The following is a 15696-nucleotide window of genomic DNA, read 5'->3' on the forward strand; positions in this document are numbered from 1 at the left end:
GATCCAGTGGCTGCGCAGGGGCAGTACCGAAACGACGCCATTGTCGATAAGCAAGCTCCTTCGCTGGGCTGCTTGTTGTGCTTTTACTTGTTAAGTCTTTAGCAATCCATGTGCCAGTGATCTGGTGTTCGCGGCTAAATTGCGCGCAAAAAGAAGCCCCGCAGAGGGCGAGGCTTCTTTTATTGCTAGTGACGCTTAAGCTTGAACGACCGGGATATTGGCGTTCGCTGCGGCTTCACGGAACTCGGCAATCTGGTCGAAGCTCAGGTAGCGATAAACGTCGGCAGCCATGCTGTCGATGTTTTTCGCATAGCCCATGTACTCTTCAACCGTCGGCAGTTTGCCGGTGATTGCAGCGACCGCAGCCAGTTCGGCAGAGGCCAGGTACACGTTAGCGCCATCGCCCAAACGGTTGGGGAAGTTACGCGTCGAGGTCGAAACCACGGTCGAGTTCGCTTCCACGCGCGCCTGGTTACCCATGCACAGCGAGCAGCCCGGCATTTCCATGCGCGCGCCAGCCTTGCCGAAGATGCCGTAGTAGCCCTCTTCAGTCAGTTGGTGAGCGTCCATCTTGGTCGGCGGCGAAAGCCACAGACGAGTTGGCAGCGAACCTTTGACTTGTTCGAGCAGCTTGCCGGCAGCGCGGAAGTGACCAATGTTGGTCATGCACGAGCCGATAAACACTTCGTCGATCTTCTCGCCCTGAACGCTCGACAGCAGACGTGCATCGTCTGGGTCGTTGGGTGCGCACAGCACCGGTTCTTTCAGTTCTGACAGGTCGATTTCGATGATTTCAGCGTATTCCGCGTCAGCATCGGCACTCATCAGTTCCTGGTTGGCTAACCAGGCTTCCATTGCTTGAGCACGACGTTCCATGGTGCGCGCATCGCCATAGCCTTCACTGATCATCCAGCGCAGCAGGGTGATGTTCGACTGCAGGTATTCGGCAATTGCCTTTTCCGGCATCTTGATCGTGCAACCAGCAGCAGAGCGCTCGGCAGAGGCGTCAGACAGTTCGAACGCTTGTTCAACGGTCAGCTCATCAAGACCTTCGATCTCAAGGATGCGGCCGGAGAAAGCGTTGATCTTGCCTTTCTTCTCAACCGTCAGCAGGCCTTTCTGGATGGCGTAGTAAGGGATGGCATGAACCAGGTCACGCAAGGTGATGCCAGGCTGCATTTTGCCCTTGAAGCGAACCAAGATGGATTCCGGCATGTCCAGCGGCATAACGCCAGTGGCGGCAGCGAACGCAACCAGGCCCGAACCGGCTGGGAACGAGATACCCATCGGGAAGCGGGTGTGCGAGTCACCACCAGTACCGACGGTGTCTGGCAGCAGCATGCGGTTCAGCCAGCTGTGGATGATGCCGTCACCAGGACGCAGCGAAACGCCACCGCGGGTGCGGATGAAGTCAGGCAGGGTGTGGTGAGTGGTCACATCAATCGGCTTTGGATAGGCCGCAGTGTGGCAGAACGATTGCAATACCAGGTCAGCAGAGAAGCCCAGGCACGCCAGGTCTTTCAGTTCATCACGGGTCATAGGACCTGTGGTGTCTTGAGAACCTACGGTGGTCATCTTCGGTTCGCAGTAAGTGCCAGGACGCACACCTTCTACGCCGCAGGCTTTACCGACCATCTTCTGCGCCAGGGTGAAGCCTTTGTCGCTATCGGCTGGCTGCTCAGGTTTTTTGAACAGGTCAGCTGGGCCAAGGCCCAGTTCAGCGCGGGCTTTGTCTGTCAGGCCGCGGCCTACGATCAACGGAATACGACCGCCAGCACGCACTTCGTCGAGCAGAACAGGGGTCTTCAGGCCGAAGGTGGTGATGACTTCGTCAGTGCCGTGCTTGCACACTTTACCGGCGTATGGGTAAACGTCGATGACGTCGCCCATGGCAATGTCGGTGACGTCGAATTCGATAGGCAGAGCGCCGGCATCTTCCATGGTGTTGTAGAAGATTGGGGCAATTTTGTTACCGAAGCAGAAACCGCCAGCGCGCTTGTTCGGCACGTAGGGGATGTCGTCGCCGAAGAACCAGAGTACCGAGTTGGTGGCTGATTTACGCGAAGAACCGGTACCTACCACGTCACCAACATAGGCAACTGGGAAGCCAGCAGCGCGAATCTCTTCGATCTGCTTCAGCGGGCCAGTCACACCTTGTTGCTCAGGCACAATGCCGTCGCGAGCCATTTTCAACATGGCCAAAGCGTGCAGCGGGATATCTGGGCGCGACCAAGCATCTGGAGCAGGTGACAGGTCGTCGGTGTTGGTTTCGCCAGTGACCTTGAATACGCTCAGGCTGTATTTTTCTGCGATCGGCGCACGCTTGGTGAACCATTCACCGTCAGCCCAGGACTGCAATACAGCTTTGGCGTTGGCATTGCCCGCTTTGGCTTTTTCTGCAACGTCGTGGAAGGCATCGAACATCAGCAGGGTGTGCTTCAGTTGCTCAGCAGCAACGGTACCCAGGGTGGCGTCTTCAAGCAGTTCAACCATAGTGGCGATGTTATAACCGCCTTGCATGGTGCCCAGCAGTTCAACCGCGCGCTTTTTGTCGATCAATGGGGAAGTGGCTTCACCCTTGGCGACAGCAGAGAGGAAGCCAGCCTTAACATAGGCAGCTTCGTCCACACCGGGTGGTACGCGATTGGTGAGTAGGTCGACGAGGAATTCTTCTTCGCCAGCAGGCGGGTTTTTCAGCAGTTCAACCAGACCTGCAGTTTGTTCGGCGTTCAGCGGCTGGGGCACGATACCCTGAGCGGCACGCTCTGCTACGTGTTTGCGATAGGCTTCAAGCACAGTTATTACCCTCATCAGTGGTCCCAAATTTCTGTCCGGGACGCATATCCAGAAAGCACCGAACCAAGCGCTGCAAAGGCTTTATGGGCCAGTCAGCCGAGATTTCAGGGATTTCTTCCAGAAGCTGCTTTCAAAGTTTTACGCCGGCAGGACGAGAGCGATGAGGGCTGGCACTACTAATTGGGGTAACCAAGTAGTAGTGCCAACATCGTACCTGCAGGATTAACTGTGCTCGTGACGCTTTGAAAACAGCTTCCAACGGACTTTGGCGCCTATAAAAGGCCCGACGATTCTACTGGAAAGCGCGGCTAAAGTTAAGTCAAAGGCATGATTACGCGTGTTTGCACAAAAAATAGGCAAACAGGGCTGAAAAAGCCTCTACATGGGTCATGAAGTGGTTTGCAGGTACTGAAAATGGCTGTTTTGCCATGGTTTGCCTTAAACACCTTTTTCAGCAAAACATCGGTGTAGCGGATGAACTGGCTTAGACAAAGGGCTAATATGCCCGCCTGTTAGTCATGTGAATCTTGTTCTTGCTATGTCCAGTCAGCCGATTAAAACGCCCTGTGTTGGCCTGTGTTCTACGGTCTATGGTGACCTTGTATGCCGCGGCTGCAAGCGTTTTCACCATGAGGTGATTGCGTGGAATGGCTACGACGAGCAGGCGAAGCAGGCGGTATGGCAGCGCCTTGAGGTGTTGTTGGTACAGGTGATGGAAGGCAAGGTTGAAGTATTTGATGCATCGCGCTTGCGTGAGCAATTGGTTCAGCGGCAAATCCGCTTTGTGCCCAATCAATCACCTTACTGCTGGGCGTATCAATTGATCGCCCGAGGCGCGCGGGTGATCAACCAGCTCGAAGCCTACGGCATGGTGCTGCTGCCAGAGTTTCGCAACTGGTCGTTGCCTGAGCTGCGTGATGCCATTGATCGTGAGTTTTTCATACTCTCCGAGGCCCACTATGAGCGCTATATCGCCCCAAGCTTCCTCAGTGACGCTTTGAAGGTCGAAACTAAGCCCTAAATTCAGCCGAAAAAAAGCCCGGTGCATTGCTGCACCGGGCTTTTCCGTTGTAGCGTCAGGCGCGCAATTATGCGCGGCGGCGGAACAGCGGTAATGGCTGGTCACTCGACGCTTGATAAACCTCTGAGTATTCAGCAAAGGCTTTTAACGCATCTTCTGGGTCTTTGTCTTCACGCAGGGCGAAGGCATCAAATCCACAACGCAGCAGGGCGAATAATTGATCACGCAATATGTCGCCGATAGCGCGAATTTCGCCTTTGTAGCCGTAACGGGTACGCAGCATATAAGCCGTCGATGAATGACGGCCGTCGGTAAAGGCTGGGAAGTTAAGGGCGATCACCTGAAAGTTATCAAGTTGATCGGCAATCTCTTCGATTTCTTCACCGGCTTCAAGCCAAACACCCAAGCCGCCATCACGCGCTTTGAGGGCATGGGCGTGTTCAGTCCATAATTCCAGCGGCACGATCAAGTCGTCACAGTTGGACAGTCCTTCAAGGGTCGCGTCTTTTGGCAGCAGGTGCCAGGTTTCGTCGATAATCTGGCCGTTCTTAATTATTCGCTGCATAAACGCGCTCCTTAAACGGTTCCACACCCACACGGCGGAAGGTGTCGAGGAAGCTTTCTTCATCGTCACGTTTTTCAACGTAAACATTGATGATTTTCTCGATCACAGTTGCCACGTCGTCTTGAGCAAAGGCTGGACCGAGAATCTTCGCCAAGCTCGCATCGCGACCTGAGCTGCCGCCCAGTGAGATCTGATAGAACTCTTCACCTTTCTTGTCGACACCCAGGATGCCGATGTGGCCAACGTGGTGGTGACCGCAGGCGTTCATGCAGCCTGAGATGTTGAGCTCTATCTCGCCAATGTCAAACAGGTAGTCAAGATCATCAAAGCTACGCTGAATCGCTTCGGCAATCGGAATCGACTTGGCGTTGGCCAGCGAGCAGAAGTCGCCACCCGGGCAGCAGATGATATCGGTCAGCAGACCAACGTTGGGTGTGGCAAAACCGTGTTCGCGCAATTCGCCCCACAGGGTGAAAAGCTGGGCTTGTTCGATGTCGGCGAGAATAATGTTCTGGTTATGACTGTTGCGCACTTCACTGAAACTGTAGCGATCAGCAAGGTCGGCAACGGCATCGAGCTGCTTGTCAGTCAAATCACCTGGCGCCACAGCCGTCGGCTTGAGTGACAGGGTGACGGCAACATAACCGGGCTTCTTGTGAGCAAAGGTGTTGCGCTGACGCCAGCGGGCAAAGCCTGGGTGCTCGGCATCAAGAGCGGCCAGTTCGGCGTCTTGGTCGGACAGGGCTTTGTAGGCTGGGTCGATAAAGTGTGCAGCTACGCGTTGAACTTCAGCGTCGGTCAGGGTGGTGGGGCCATCCTTAAGATGAGCCCACTCAGCGTTAACGCGCTCAGCAAAGACTTCCGGGGTCAGCGCCTTGACTAGAATCTTGATCCGCGCTTTGTACTTGTTATCACGGCGGCCATAACGGTTGTAAACCCGCAGAATGGCGTCCAGATAGCTGATCAGGTGCTGCCAGGGCAGGAACTCGTTAATAAAGCTGCCGACGATAGGTGTGCGACCCAAGCCGCCACCGACCGAGACCCGAAAGCCCAGTTCGCCCGCTTCATTGTTAACGGCTTCAAGGCCAATGTCGTGCACTTCAATGGCTGCACGGTCGCTGACAGCGCCGTTAACCGCAATTTTGAATTTGCGCGGCAAGTGGGCAAATTCCGGGTGGAATGTCGACCACTGACGGATGATTTCGCACCATGGGCGTGGGTCAATCAGCTCGTCTTTAGCTACACCGGCGAATTGGTCTGTGGTGGTGTTGCGAATGCAGTTGCCGCTGGTCTGAATCGCGTGCATTTGCACGGTCGACAGCTCAGCCAGGATTTCTGGGATATCTTCCAGCTCGCACCAGTTGAACTGTACGTTTTGCCGGGTACTGATATGGGCATAGCCTTTATCGTAATCACGGGCAATGTCAGCCAGCTTGCGGACCTGCTTGGAAGAGAGCAGGCCATAGGGCACGGCGATGCGCAGCATAGGCGCATAACGCTGGATATACAGGCCGTTTTGCAGGCGCAGCGGGCGGAACTCAGCCTCGCTCAGTTCGCCAGCCAGGTAACGGCTTGTTTGATCACGGAACTGCTTAACGCGGTCCTCGATGATGGTTTGATCGTACTGGTCGTAAACGTACATGACGGGTCCTGTTATCAGGCTGCATAGCTTCTATTTATGATTTGCCGCCGACAATTATGGCGACAGTCAATCGATCCAGCGCATTTAGCGAAAAGCATAAATAGCTATTTACAGCAAAACTGCGCGCACGGCCGCGCACTCCCTACGGAGGCGTTGGAAGATACCAGTTCAGGGTTATGCGCAAAAGTGATGTTTCAGTATATGGAAAGAACTTTAAGCACTAAGCGATGCAAATTGCATAACCACAGCGCTTGAGCAAGTCGGTTTGCTGGTCTTAACTCAAAGCTGAATCAAGCATAATCATAATAACCGCGGGGGTTGTCCATGAATGATCAAACCGAGCCAGATCCGGCCGACAGTGCTATCGACGCCAAGGCTATCTTTGCCTTGATTCTCATTGCTGTGGCGACCGCTGTGTATTGGGTCAGCCATCAGTAACGCAAGTTAAAACGCGAGGGCGGGGCTGCAAACCGTACATATGTACGGTTTGCTTTTTTATGGGCGACCTCTTTTTACCTGTGTTTTAGCGGCTTATCGGCAGTATGCGCATCCTGTGCGATTGATCCTTTTGCCGTTAGACACCCGCAAGGTACAGCGCCAGCTGCACGATACCTGCGAGCAGCAATACAAAAAGCGCCGTGCAAATGAGCCCCAACACTATGAACTGTCGAGGCTTTCCTCGGCTGAAGTCACGGCTCCGGTTTTTGCCACTTTGCACGCCGAATGCAGCGGCCAAAATGCTGTGCAGCATTTCCCAAGTGGTTAATGGCTTGTCATCTTGATCGTCACCCATATTGGCTCCTTGCGCATGAGTTGCGTTGTCCATTGAGTCTAGCTGCTTCAGGCACAGTGGCGATGGTTGCCCGTCGCTTGAAAAGCGGGGCTACCCGAAGCTCAGGTCTTTATAACGGGTCAATCGATGACAGGTTGGCAATCTATTGTGGTCAGTACTGAATTGGCAATAAAGCATTGATCATGGGCGCTGTGGTGCAGCGCCTTGAGTTGCTCATTGGTCGGGCAATGGCCCACGCTAAAGGTTACGCGTGGGTAAAGAGTAACCTGAGTCATGGCCATTCGGCCTTGAGCATTGTTAGTCATCACGCCGACAGCGTTGTCTTCATACTCATCGACTGCAAAACCCTGCTTGGCTGCAATGCCTAAAAACCAGAGCATATGACAGCTTGAGAGTGAGGCGACAAAGGCCTCTTCTGGATCGACCGCGGCAGGGTCAGAGTAGGGCAGCGGTACTACCTGCGGGGATGAGGACGCAGGCACTTGGGTGCCGCCATCAAACAGCCAGTTATGGGCACGGCTATAGCGATTGTTTAGAAAGCTTTGTGTCCCGCGCTGCCACATAACTTTAGCTGTGTAATGACTCATTTGAATGCCTCAATCTTGAGAATAAAGGGAGAGTAGTGAAGTTTAGTGTAATGACGAGAGGCATAGTGACACTATATAGAGCTGCAGCCATTGGCATGCAGTGAGTGGCGGGCTTCAGACACTGTTCAACACCCGTTGTTCGTCAGTCCGGCAGGGAAGCAACGTCATGCAGGAGGCATGCGCTTGACATCGAGTACCCCATCACTGGCACAAACCTGCGCCTTGGATTCGGTTGTCCAGATCCCGCTTTCCAGGGCGCTCGCCCAAGCATTCAGTGCGTTGGTGGCAGAACTCAAAGACAGCGCTCTGCAAGCATTCTCAAACCAGGATGCCCACGCCTTTGAAGAGGCCGTGAAATTTTGCGATCGATTTGGCCAGCAGTTGGTCAGTGACTGCCTGAATACGATCCATCGAGGATTGTCGCTCAAATCGGGTCTGGCCCAGCAACTGCTTGCAGGCTTGGAAAAGCAGGCATTGGTCGCCTGTTCACAAGCTGAAGAGCAGCTGCTGGTTGACGCGCACGGCCAGGCGCTGCAGCTGATTTCACGCAGTGTGGACACAGGCCTGTATGCATTGGTCGACGGTAAAGGTGCTGAGCTCGCTCATGTAAGTATCGATGAGCTGAGTGAGTTGGTAGCGGAAGGACTGCTTCATGTTGCGCAAGCGGCTAGCGGCGACCAGGGGATTATCCAGCGAACGCTGCAAAGCATTGTCGGGCACCTGTACCGCGAGGTCGCCCATGCACGAAGCCATGACGATCTCACCGGTTTGCTCAATCGCCGTAGCTTTGAAGACGCGGTCGAGCAAAGCCTGATGGGCACTCGTAGCGTGGCTTATATGATTGTGCAGATAGACCAATTCAGCCTGCTTAATAGCCATGTGGGCGTTCTGGCAGGAGATGCCTGCCTCAAGCATGTCGCACAGCTATTACAACAGACGCTGCCTGAGTATTGCGTTGTGGCCCGTCTTGGCGGGGTTGAATTCGCGGCAATGATTCCGCAATGCGATGAGGCGGGTGCCGGTGAGTTGGCCGAGAACCTCCGCGCCTGCGTCGAGGCACACAGCTTTGAGTGGCAGGGACAAAGCCATAGTGTCACCTTGAGCATAGGTGTGGTTGAAAGGGCGGGAGGCAATGATGCGGCCAAGGTATTTAGCAGGTTATACACCGCGTCCAATCTGGCGAAAGAATCGGGCCGCAACCGGGTTAATCGTTATAGCGCCTCTGCCGATGACCCCCGTGTGGGGTTATTGACGATTGCCGCTCGGGTGGACGACATCATCCAGCGCGAAGAAATCTCTTTGCGCGTACAGCAAATTGCCAGAGCCGATAGCCATTCGTTTGAACTCCCACATTATGAGTTGTTGCTGGTGATGGATAACGATTTACCCCTTTGCGACTTTATCGCGGCCGCCGAGCGTTATACCCGCATGTCAAGGGTTGACCGCTGGGTCCTGACCACTGCATTCAGTCAGCTCGAAAAGGCCCCTAACGTCTGGCAACGCTGCGCCTCTGTCTCGATTAATTTGTCGGGAAACAGCTTGAATGATGAAGGCTTGCTCGGATTCATCGAAGGCTTGTTCCAGCGCTATGAAATTGACCCCAAGCGCATATGTTTTGAGATTACTGAAACCACAGCGGTAGCCAATCTGGCCCAGGTTGCAGCATTGATACACCGGTTGCAGGCGCTTGGTTGCAAGTTTGCGCTGGATGACTTCGGCGTGGGTTTTTCATCCTTCCACTACCTCAAGCATTTGCCTGTCGATATCGTGAAAATTGATGGCAGCTTCGTCCGGGAAATACTTCATTCGGCTAACGACCTCGCCATGGTTCGCTCGATTAATGATGTTGCCCATGCATTGGGGCGCCTGACAGTGGCTGAATACGTAGAAAACCCAGAGATTTGGCAGCTGCTAAGTGATGTCGGGGTCGACTTTGTTCAGGGGTACGGGGTGCAAATGCCGCAGAGTTTTCGCGGTTGGCTGGCAGCCGCCTAGAGGGCGGGCTTGTGCTCGAAACGGAGCCCTCAAGGGTTGCCCGTGCTCAGCTTAATATGATTAGGCTATCGCCAGCATAGAGGCGTATCCCTTGTGTCCTGAGTCCGGCCGATAGATAGTAGCGCTTCAATTTTGGGGTATTGATCGCTATGCATTCGACGCAAGCCGACTACGCAAATTTTCGCGCTGCCTGGGTTGCCCAGGCTCAGGCAAATCCATGGGTCACAGCAGGGTTTATTGGCGCGTTGTTGGCGATTCTCTATCTGGTGATTGCTACGGTTGTTAATGCGGCAGGTGGCGAGCATGCTGAGCGCTTGCGGTACGCATTCTATGCCGGCGGCGCAGGATTTCTGGCCACAGGTTTTGGCGCGATACTGGCGCTGGCGCTTAAGAAAATCAGCAGTCGCACCCAAGACAGTATGCTGGGTTTCGCAGCCGGGATGATGCTGGCTGCAAGCTCGTTCTCATTGATCTTGCCGGGGCTCGATGCGGCAAAAAATATCACTGGCAGTAGCGTCTACTCGGCAGCGACTGTGGTCCTGGGGTTGGGCCTGGGTACATTGCTGATGCTGGGGCTCGACTACTTTACCCCGCACGAACACGAGAGTACCGGGCCTTGCGGGCCAAACTCCGAGCGTATTAATCGGGTCTGGTTGTTCGTGTTTGCCATTACCTTGCACAATTTGCCGGAAGGCATGGCCATGGGCGTGGGTTTTGCTGGCGGTGACTTTAGCGTAGGCATTCCATTGGCCAGTGCGATTTCGATTCAGGATATACCCGAGGGGTTGGCGGTCGCCTTGGCTTTGCGTACCACTGGCCTGTCGACGCTTAGCGCAGCCCTAATTGCTATTGCCACAGGTCTGATGGAGCCCGTTGGCGCATTGATCGGTGTGGGGATCTCAAGCGGTTATGCATTGGCCTATCCGCTAAGTCTGAGCTTGGCCGCAGGGGCGATGTTGTTTGTTGTCTCCCATGAAATCATCCCTGAAACTCACCGTAATGGTCATCAAACCAGTGCGACGCTGGGATTGATGGGTGGTTTCGCGATGATGATGTTTCTCGACACAGCCCTGGGTTAATAGTTTGTCGGCAGCAGCGGCTGAGGCAATCAGCCAATCAGGCAGCTCATATGCAGTTTGCTGATGTAGTGATCGTCGAGGGCTATGGCCATTGGCTCAAGACCAAACTGCTCAAAGCCGCAGCGTCGATACAGTGCAATCGCCGCTGGATTGGTTTCACTGACGGTCAGCTGCATCAGCCTTATGCCGCCGCGCTGGCTGGCCAGACGTTGCGCCTGCTCCACTAATTGGCGGGCGAGCCCTTGATTGCGATAAGCATCCGCCACATATAGGCCAAAAAGTGTGGATTTATGCCGGGTTTTAGCTTGGCTTTTGAAGGCGACGCCGACCACCGCGCAAAGTGCTCCCTGGTCATCATATGCGCCGAGTACCACCGTGCGTGGCAGTGCTGCATCGCTCAGCCGGGTTTGCCACCAGACCAAGGATTTTTGCTCGCGCTCATGGTGGCTTGAGGTAAATACATCAGGATGCGCGCTGTAGGCCGCAAGCATCAATGCTCGGTAGGTGGGGGCGTCAGCGGGTGTAAGTTGGCGAATCAGCATTGGGCGGTCTGTTGGCATGAGGAGTTGCAATTAACCCACTTGCGGCGCTGCGATTCAAGCCGTTAACAGGGTAGAGCCGCCTGGCTACTTGAGCCGTTTTACCCGTTGCGCAAGTTCGTGCGCCTTCGCGTCCAGCTGCCCATCGGTCAATTGACTGTTGTTGGCAACGGCTTGCAGTTGCCGCAGGATTTCAGCTTGCTCTTGCTCTTTTTTGCGCAGTGCCTCAGTGCGTTGCGCGATACGCCGAAGCACGCAGTAGAACACCACCAAGGCACCGATGCAGACCAGTAACAGCAGCAGGTAGACAGTATTGAGCGACAAAACCAGGCCCTTGTGCGCGAAGTGGCTGGATAGTTTAGCGATTGCCAAGCTGTTTTGGCGCGACCTGTGACGCAATTAGGTTGCCAGAGTTTATTTTTCCTTATGCGCGCAATCGGACATTCCCAGCATATAATAGCCATTGGTTTGCTAATAGCTGCGTGGAGCGGTCGATGAAATTCATACATCAGCGTGAACATCTCAATGAAGACGACCTCGTCGTTATCGAGTGCTCACAAACCTGCAATATCCGCCTGATGAACGACGCGAATTTCCGCAGTTTCAAAAACGGTGGCCGTCATACCTATCATGGCGGCGCGTTTGATAAGTTTCCGGTGCGTATCACGGTGCCAAGCAGCGGTTTCTGGAATATCACCATTGATACCGTTTCGCGCAAGGCCATCAGCGTCACCCGTAAGCCAACACTCAAGCATTCGATCAAGTTGGTGCGCCGTTCCGAGTCCAAGTTCAGCTGAGTTCAGCTAAGTATTATGGCTGCAGCTGCTTCTCAGAAGGCCGCAGCCTTTGGTGGGCCGCGCAACGCTGACCACCAAGAGGCGGCTAGCTTTCGGCGGCCAGTAAGGCTTTAGCCACACGCGAACCATTGGTTTTGCCGAGTAGGGTGCAGATGCGCTGGCCTGCTGCTACCAGTTTAGTCAGCTCGATTCCGGTTTCGATGCCAAGCCCGTTAAGCAGATACAGCACATCTTCAGTGGCGATATTGCCGGTGGCGCCCTTGGCGTAAGGGCAACCGCCTAAACCTGCCACCGAGCTGTCAAATACGCTGATGCCTTCCAGCAGGCTTGCGTAGATATTGCTTAAACCCTGTCCGTATGTGTCGTGAAAGTGCCCGGCCAGTTGGTCGCGGGGGACTTCTCTGGCAACGGTTTCCAGAAGGTGTCGGGTAGCGCCGGCAGTGCCTTTGCCGATGGTGTCACCCAATGAAATCTCGTAGCAGCCCATTTCAAACAACGCCTTGCTGACCCAGGCCACTTGCTCAGGGGCGATTTCACCTTCGTAGGGGCATCCCAGCACACAGGAAACGTAACCGCGCACGCGAATGCCATGCTGTGCTGCGGTATGCATCACCGGCTCGAAGCGTTCAAGGCTGTCTTTGATCGAACAGTTGATGTTCTTCTGCGAAAATGACTCAGAAGCGGCTGCAAAAACGGCGACTTCTTTAACGCCAGCGGCGAGCGCACCTTCCAGACCGCGCAAATTCGGGGTCAGGGCCGCATAGGTAACGCCAGCCCGTTGCTGAATCTGCGCGAAGACTTCCTCACTGCCGGCCATTTGCGGCACCCACTTGGCTGAGACAAAACTGCCGACTTCAATATAGCCAAGACCTGCATCAGTCAGATCGTCCACCAGCCGAACTTTGTCGGCAACGCTGATGGGTTGCTTCTCGTTCTGTAAGCCGTCGCGAGGGCCGACTTCGACCAGTCGTACATGTTGGGGCAGGGCCATTGCAGTGCTCCGTCATTACTTTATAAAAAATAAAAACTTCATTTAAAATCAGCAGATTAAGATTAATAGTTAATCTTTTTTAGAGGTTCCATCAAGCGCCTATTTCAGCGCTGTTATCTTCATTGGGGGCAATCTCTACCAGCACAGTGCCTTCGCTGACCATTTCACCCTCAGCGCAAAATAAGGCGCTTACAGTACCGGCCTGTGATGCGCGGATGCTGTGTTCCATCTTCATGGCCTCGAGCACCACCAGTGCAGTTCCAGCCTCTATCGTGGCGCCGGGTTCAACCAGTACACGCACAATGCTGCCGTTCATAGGCGCGGTAAGGCCGCCATGGTGCTGATGATTACGTTGCGCGGCTGCAATAGGGTCGACCCTGTCAACTTGATGCAACTCGCCGTCCCATTCGATAAACAGGCTGTTACCCCGTTGGAACACCGCATGGACGGTGCGTATCCCATTGCGCTCAACCTGTATTTGCTCACCGCACAAGGTCAGCAGTGGCGGGGCGCTGCTGCGCAGTTTTACGTGTTGCTGATGATCGCCAGACGCCAGGTGCAGGTCGACTTCACTGGCAAATCCTGCGCGCCAGCCGGTGCGCTGAGCCCATGGTGAGTGCGGGTCTTCAGCCGTTGTGAGTTGAGCTTGGTTCTGCACAACGGCTTCGGCCGCGAGTTGCCAGAACTCATCGGGCAACGCGCTGGAGGCTGGCAAGAGAACGTCTTGATAGCGCGGAATAAAACCGGTATCCAACTCAGCCGCGGCAAATGCCGGGTGGCCAAGTACACGCTGCAAAAAGGCGATATTGGTGCGCACCCCGGCGATATGGGTCTGCTTTAGCATTGCCAGTAAACGCAAACGTGCTTCTTCACGGTTGGCGCCCCAGGCAATCAGCTTGCCAAGCATCGGGTCGTAGAACGGTGAGACTTCATCGCCTTCGGCAACACCTGAATCTATACGCCGACCTTCACCCGCTTCGGCTTGCCGGTAGATGCTGAGGTTGCCGGTAGAGGGTAGAAAATCGTTTGCTGGGTCTTCAGCGTAAAGCCGTACTTCAATTGCGTGACCGTTGAGCGCCACTTGCTCTTGGCTAATGGGCAGCGGTTCACCCCGCGCCACGCGGATCTGCCAGGCCACGAGATCGAGCCCGGTAATGGCTTCGGTGACAGGGTGCTCAACCTGCAGGCGGGTGTTCATCTCCATAAAGAAGAACTCCCCGCGCGCATCAAGCAGGAACTCAACCGTACCAGCGCCCACATAGCCAATGGCTTGTGCGGCTTTTACCGCCGCTTTACCCATGTCTTGGCGTTGCGCAGGTGACAGGCCCGGAGCGGGCGCTTCTTCCACCACCTTCTGATGGCGTCGTTGAATAGAGCAGTCGCGCTCATTGAGGTACAGGCAGTTGCCGTGCTGGTCGGCGAATACCTGAATCTCGACGTGGCGTGGCTTGAGCACATATTTCTCGATCAGCATGCGCGAGTCACCAAAGGATGACTGCGCCTCACGCTGGGCGGAGGCTAATGCCTCGGCCATTTCCGAGGCGTGCTCAACCACCTTCATGCCCTTGCCACCGCCGCCAGCCGTAGCTTTAAGCAGCACGGGATAGCCAATCACTTCAGCCGTGTTCAAGAAGGTATCGACATCTTGCGCAGCGCCGTGATAACCCGGCACCAACGGCACGCCCGCTTGCTCCATCAGGGCTTTGGCTGCAGATTTACTGCCCATGGCATCAATAGCCGAGGCGGGTGGGCCCAGGAAAATAAGCCCAGCATTTTCAATGGCCCGTGCAAATTCTGCATTTTCCGAGAGAAAACCGTAGCCCGGATGAATGGCTTGGGCGCCGCTGGTAATGGCGGCATCGATTATGGCGTCAATGCGCAGGTAGCTGTCGGCAGGTTTTGCACCCCCTAAATCGACCGCCACGTCGGCTTCGCGCACATGACGAGCAGTGCGATCAATGGCGCTGTGAACCGCGACCGTGCGAAGGCCCAGCAGTTTGGCGGTTTGCATCACTCGGCAGGCAATTTCGCCACGGTTGGCGATCAAAATAGTGTCGATGTGGTTCATGCTTGTGGCTCCTGCCAGGCGGGTGCGCGTTTTTCGAGAAAGGCATTCAGGCCTTCTTGACCTTCGGCGCTGACCCGAATGCGGGCAATTGCGTTTTCGCTGTAACGGCGCAGAGCGGGAGTGAGAGCGCCGCTGCCGACTTCTTTGAGTAAGTCTTTACTGGCACGCATGGCCTGTGGGCTGTTGAGCAGCAGGTTGGCACTCCAGGCATCGGCTTGAGCATCCAGTTGATCAGCGCTGTAGCATTCAGCAAACAGGCCTAGCTGTTGCGCCTTAAGCCCGCTGAAACGCTCGGCAGTCAGGGCAAAACGGCGTGCGGCGCGTTCACCAATGGCTTGCACCACGAACGGGCTGATTACAGCTGGAGCCAGGCCTATGCGCACTTCGCTGAGGCTAAGCAGAGCATCTTCAGCACCGATGGCCATGTCACAGCAACTGATCAAGCCAACTGCACCGCCAAATGCAGCGCCTTGCACCACCGCCAGCGTCGGGATCTTCAACTGATACAGGTTATGCATCAGTTCAGCCAACTCACGGGCATCATTAAGGTTGGCGGTGTAATCGAGTTGGGCGCTGGCTTGCATCCAGGCCAAATCGGCACCCGCACTGAAGTGCTTGCCACGGCCACGCACAATCAGAAAACGCAGGGACTTGTCGGCCTGAACCGCATCCAGGGCCAGAATCAGTTCGCGAATCATCTCAGCATTAAAGGCGTTGTTCTTTTCTGGACGGTTAAGCCAGAGCGTGGCGCTGCCATTGGTGGCTTTAATCAGTTCGATGGTGCTGAAGTCAGTCATACGATCAACTCTTGAAATAGAAGGAG

At 55.0% G+C, this 15696-nt stretch carries 14 protein-coding genes; 4 read left to right on the forward strand and 10 right to left on the reverse strand.

From position 1 onward, the window contains the following. Nucleotides 1–195: 195 nt before the first annotated feature. Entirely contained in the window at nucleotides 196–2796 is a 2601-nt protein-coding gene (acnB, locus tag AACY09_RS20555) for a bifunctional aconitate hydratase 2/2-methylisocitrate dehydratase (RefSeq protein WP_339490811.1), read from the reverse strand. Between the two features lie 538 nt (nucleotides 2797–3334). Here acnB and AACY09_RS20560 point away from each other — a divergent pair. Next, complete coding sequence (locus AACY09_RS20560; RefSeq protein WP_339490713.1) at nucleotides 3335–3817, forward strand: DUF1289 domain-containing protein; 483 nt, start codon at nucleotides 3335–3337, stop codon at nucleotides 3815–3817. A gap of 67 nt (nucleotides 3818–3884) precedes the next feature. On the opposite strand, the gene AACY09_RS20565 is transcribed toward AACY09_RS20560, so the two are convergent. The 4 genes from AACY09_RS20565 to AACY09_RS20580 form a co-directional block, all read right to left on the reverse strand. Further along, the gene (locus AACY09_RS20565) at nucleotides 3885–4382 is read right to left on the reverse strand and encodes a DUF934 domain-containing protein (protein WP_339490714.1); all 498 of its coding nucleotides are present in this window, start codon (nucleotides 4380–4382) and stop codon (nucleotides 3885–3887) included. Next, complete coding sequence (locus tag AACY09_RS20570; RefSeq protein ID WP_339490715.1) at nucleotides 4366–6024, reverse strand: nitrite/sulfite reductase; 1659 nt, start codon at nucleotides 6022–6024, stop codon at nucleotides 4366–4368. Before AACY09_RS20570 ends, AACY09_RS20565 begins: the two co-directional genes overlap by 17 nt. A 574-nt stretch (nucleotides 6025–6598) precedes the next feature. Beyond that, on the reverse strand, nucleotides 6599–6817 hold the full coding sequence (locus AACY09_RS20575; protein WP_339490716.1) for a DUF2970 domain-containing protein: 219 nt from the start codon (nucleotides 6815–6817) through the stop codon (nucleotides 6599–6601). A 119-nt stretch (nucleotides 6818–6936) separates the two neighbouring features. After that, nucleotides 6937–7404 (reverse strand): OsmC family protein, encoded by a 468-nt coding sequence (locus tag AACY09_RS20580; RefSeq protein WP_339490717.1) that lies wholly within the window; start codon nucleotides 7402–7404, stop codon nucleotides 6937–6939. 177 nt (nucleotides 7405–7581) lie between these two features. Here AACY09_RS20580 and AACY09_RS20585 point away from each other — a divergent pair, with 177 nt between their 5' ends. Both AACY09_RS20585 and AACY09_RS20590 read left to right on the forward strand, forming a co-directional pair. Continuing rightward, the gene (locus AACY09_RS20585) at nucleotides 7582–9399 is read left to right on the forward strand and encodes a putative bifunctional diguanylate cyclase/phosphodiesterase (protein WP_339490718.1); all 1818 of its coding nucleotides are present in this window, start codon (nucleotides 7582–7584) and stop codon (nucleotides 9397–9399) included. Nucleotides 9400–9548: 149 nt separating this feature from the next. Then, nucleotides 9549–10478: a ZIP family metal transporter gene (locus AACY09_RS20590; protein ID WP_339490719.1), complete on the forward strand. Its 930-nt coding sequence runs from the start codon at nucleotides 9549–9551 to the stop codon at nucleotides 10476–10478. A 29-nt stretch (nucleotides 10479–10507) separates the two neighbouring features. On the opposite strand, the gene AACY09_RS20595 is transcribed toward AACY09_RS20590, so the two are convergent. Together AACY09_RS20595 and AACY09_RS20600 are read right to left on the reverse strand one after the other, a co-directional pair. Continuing rightward, on the reverse strand, nucleotides 10508–11020 hold the full coding sequence (locus AACY09_RS20595) for a GNAT family N-acetyltransferase (protein WP_339490812.1): 513 nt from the start codon (nucleotides 11018–11020) through the stop codon (nucleotides 10508–10510). Between the two features lie 84 nt (nucleotides 11021–11104). Continuing rightward, a complete protein-coding gene (locus AACY09_RS20600) occupies nucleotides 11105–11341 on the reverse strand; it encodes a hypothetical protein (RefSeq protein ID WP_339490720.1) in 237 nt (78 codons plus the stop codon). 170 nt (nucleotides 11342–11511) lie between these two features. Here AACY09_RS20600 and AACY09_RS20605 point away from each other — a divergent pair, with 170 nt between their 5' ends. After that, a complete protein-coding gene (locus tag AACY09_RS20605) occupies nucleotides 11512–11814 on the forward strand; it encodes a DUF1883 domain-containing protein (protein ID WP_087516764.1) in 303 nt (100 codons plus the stop codon). An 85-nt stretch (nucleotides 11815–11899) separates the two neighbouring features. On the opposite strand, the gene AACY09_RS20610 is transcribed toward AACY09_RS20605, so the two are convergent. From AACY09_RS20610 to AACY09_RS20620, 3 genes are all read right to left on the reverse strand, one after another. Continuing rightward, on the reverse strand, nucleotides 11900–12805 hold the full coding sequence (locus AACY09_RS20610) for a hydroxymethylglutaryl-CoA lyase (RefSeq protein WP_339490721.1): 906 nt from the start codon (nucleotides 12803–12805) through the stop codon (nucleotides 11900–11902). Between the two features lie 91 nt (nucleotides 12806–12896). Next, complete coding sequence (locus tag AACY09_RS20615; protein ID WP_339490723.1) at nucleotides 12897–14873, reverse strand: acetyl/propionyl/methylcrotonyl-CoA carboxylase subunit alpha; 1977 nt, start codon at nucleotides 14871–14873, stop codon at nucleotides 12897–12899. Further along, nucleotides 14870–15670: a gamma-carboxygeranoyl-CoA hydratase gene (locus AACY09_RS20620; protein WP_339490724.1), complete on the reverse strand. Its 801-nt coding sequence runs from the start codon at nucleotides 15668–15670 to the stop codon at nucleotides 14870–14872. The genes AACY09_RS20615 and AACY09_RS20620 overlap by 4 nt, the downstream gene beginning before the upstream one ends. Nucleotides 15671–15696: the final 26 nt, after the last annotated feature.

The organism is Pseudomonas sp. EL_65y_Pfl2_R95, assembly GCF_963971045.1.
GTDB lineage: Bacteria > Pseudomonadota > Gammaproteobacteria > Pseudomonadales > Pseudomonadaceae > Aquipseudomonas.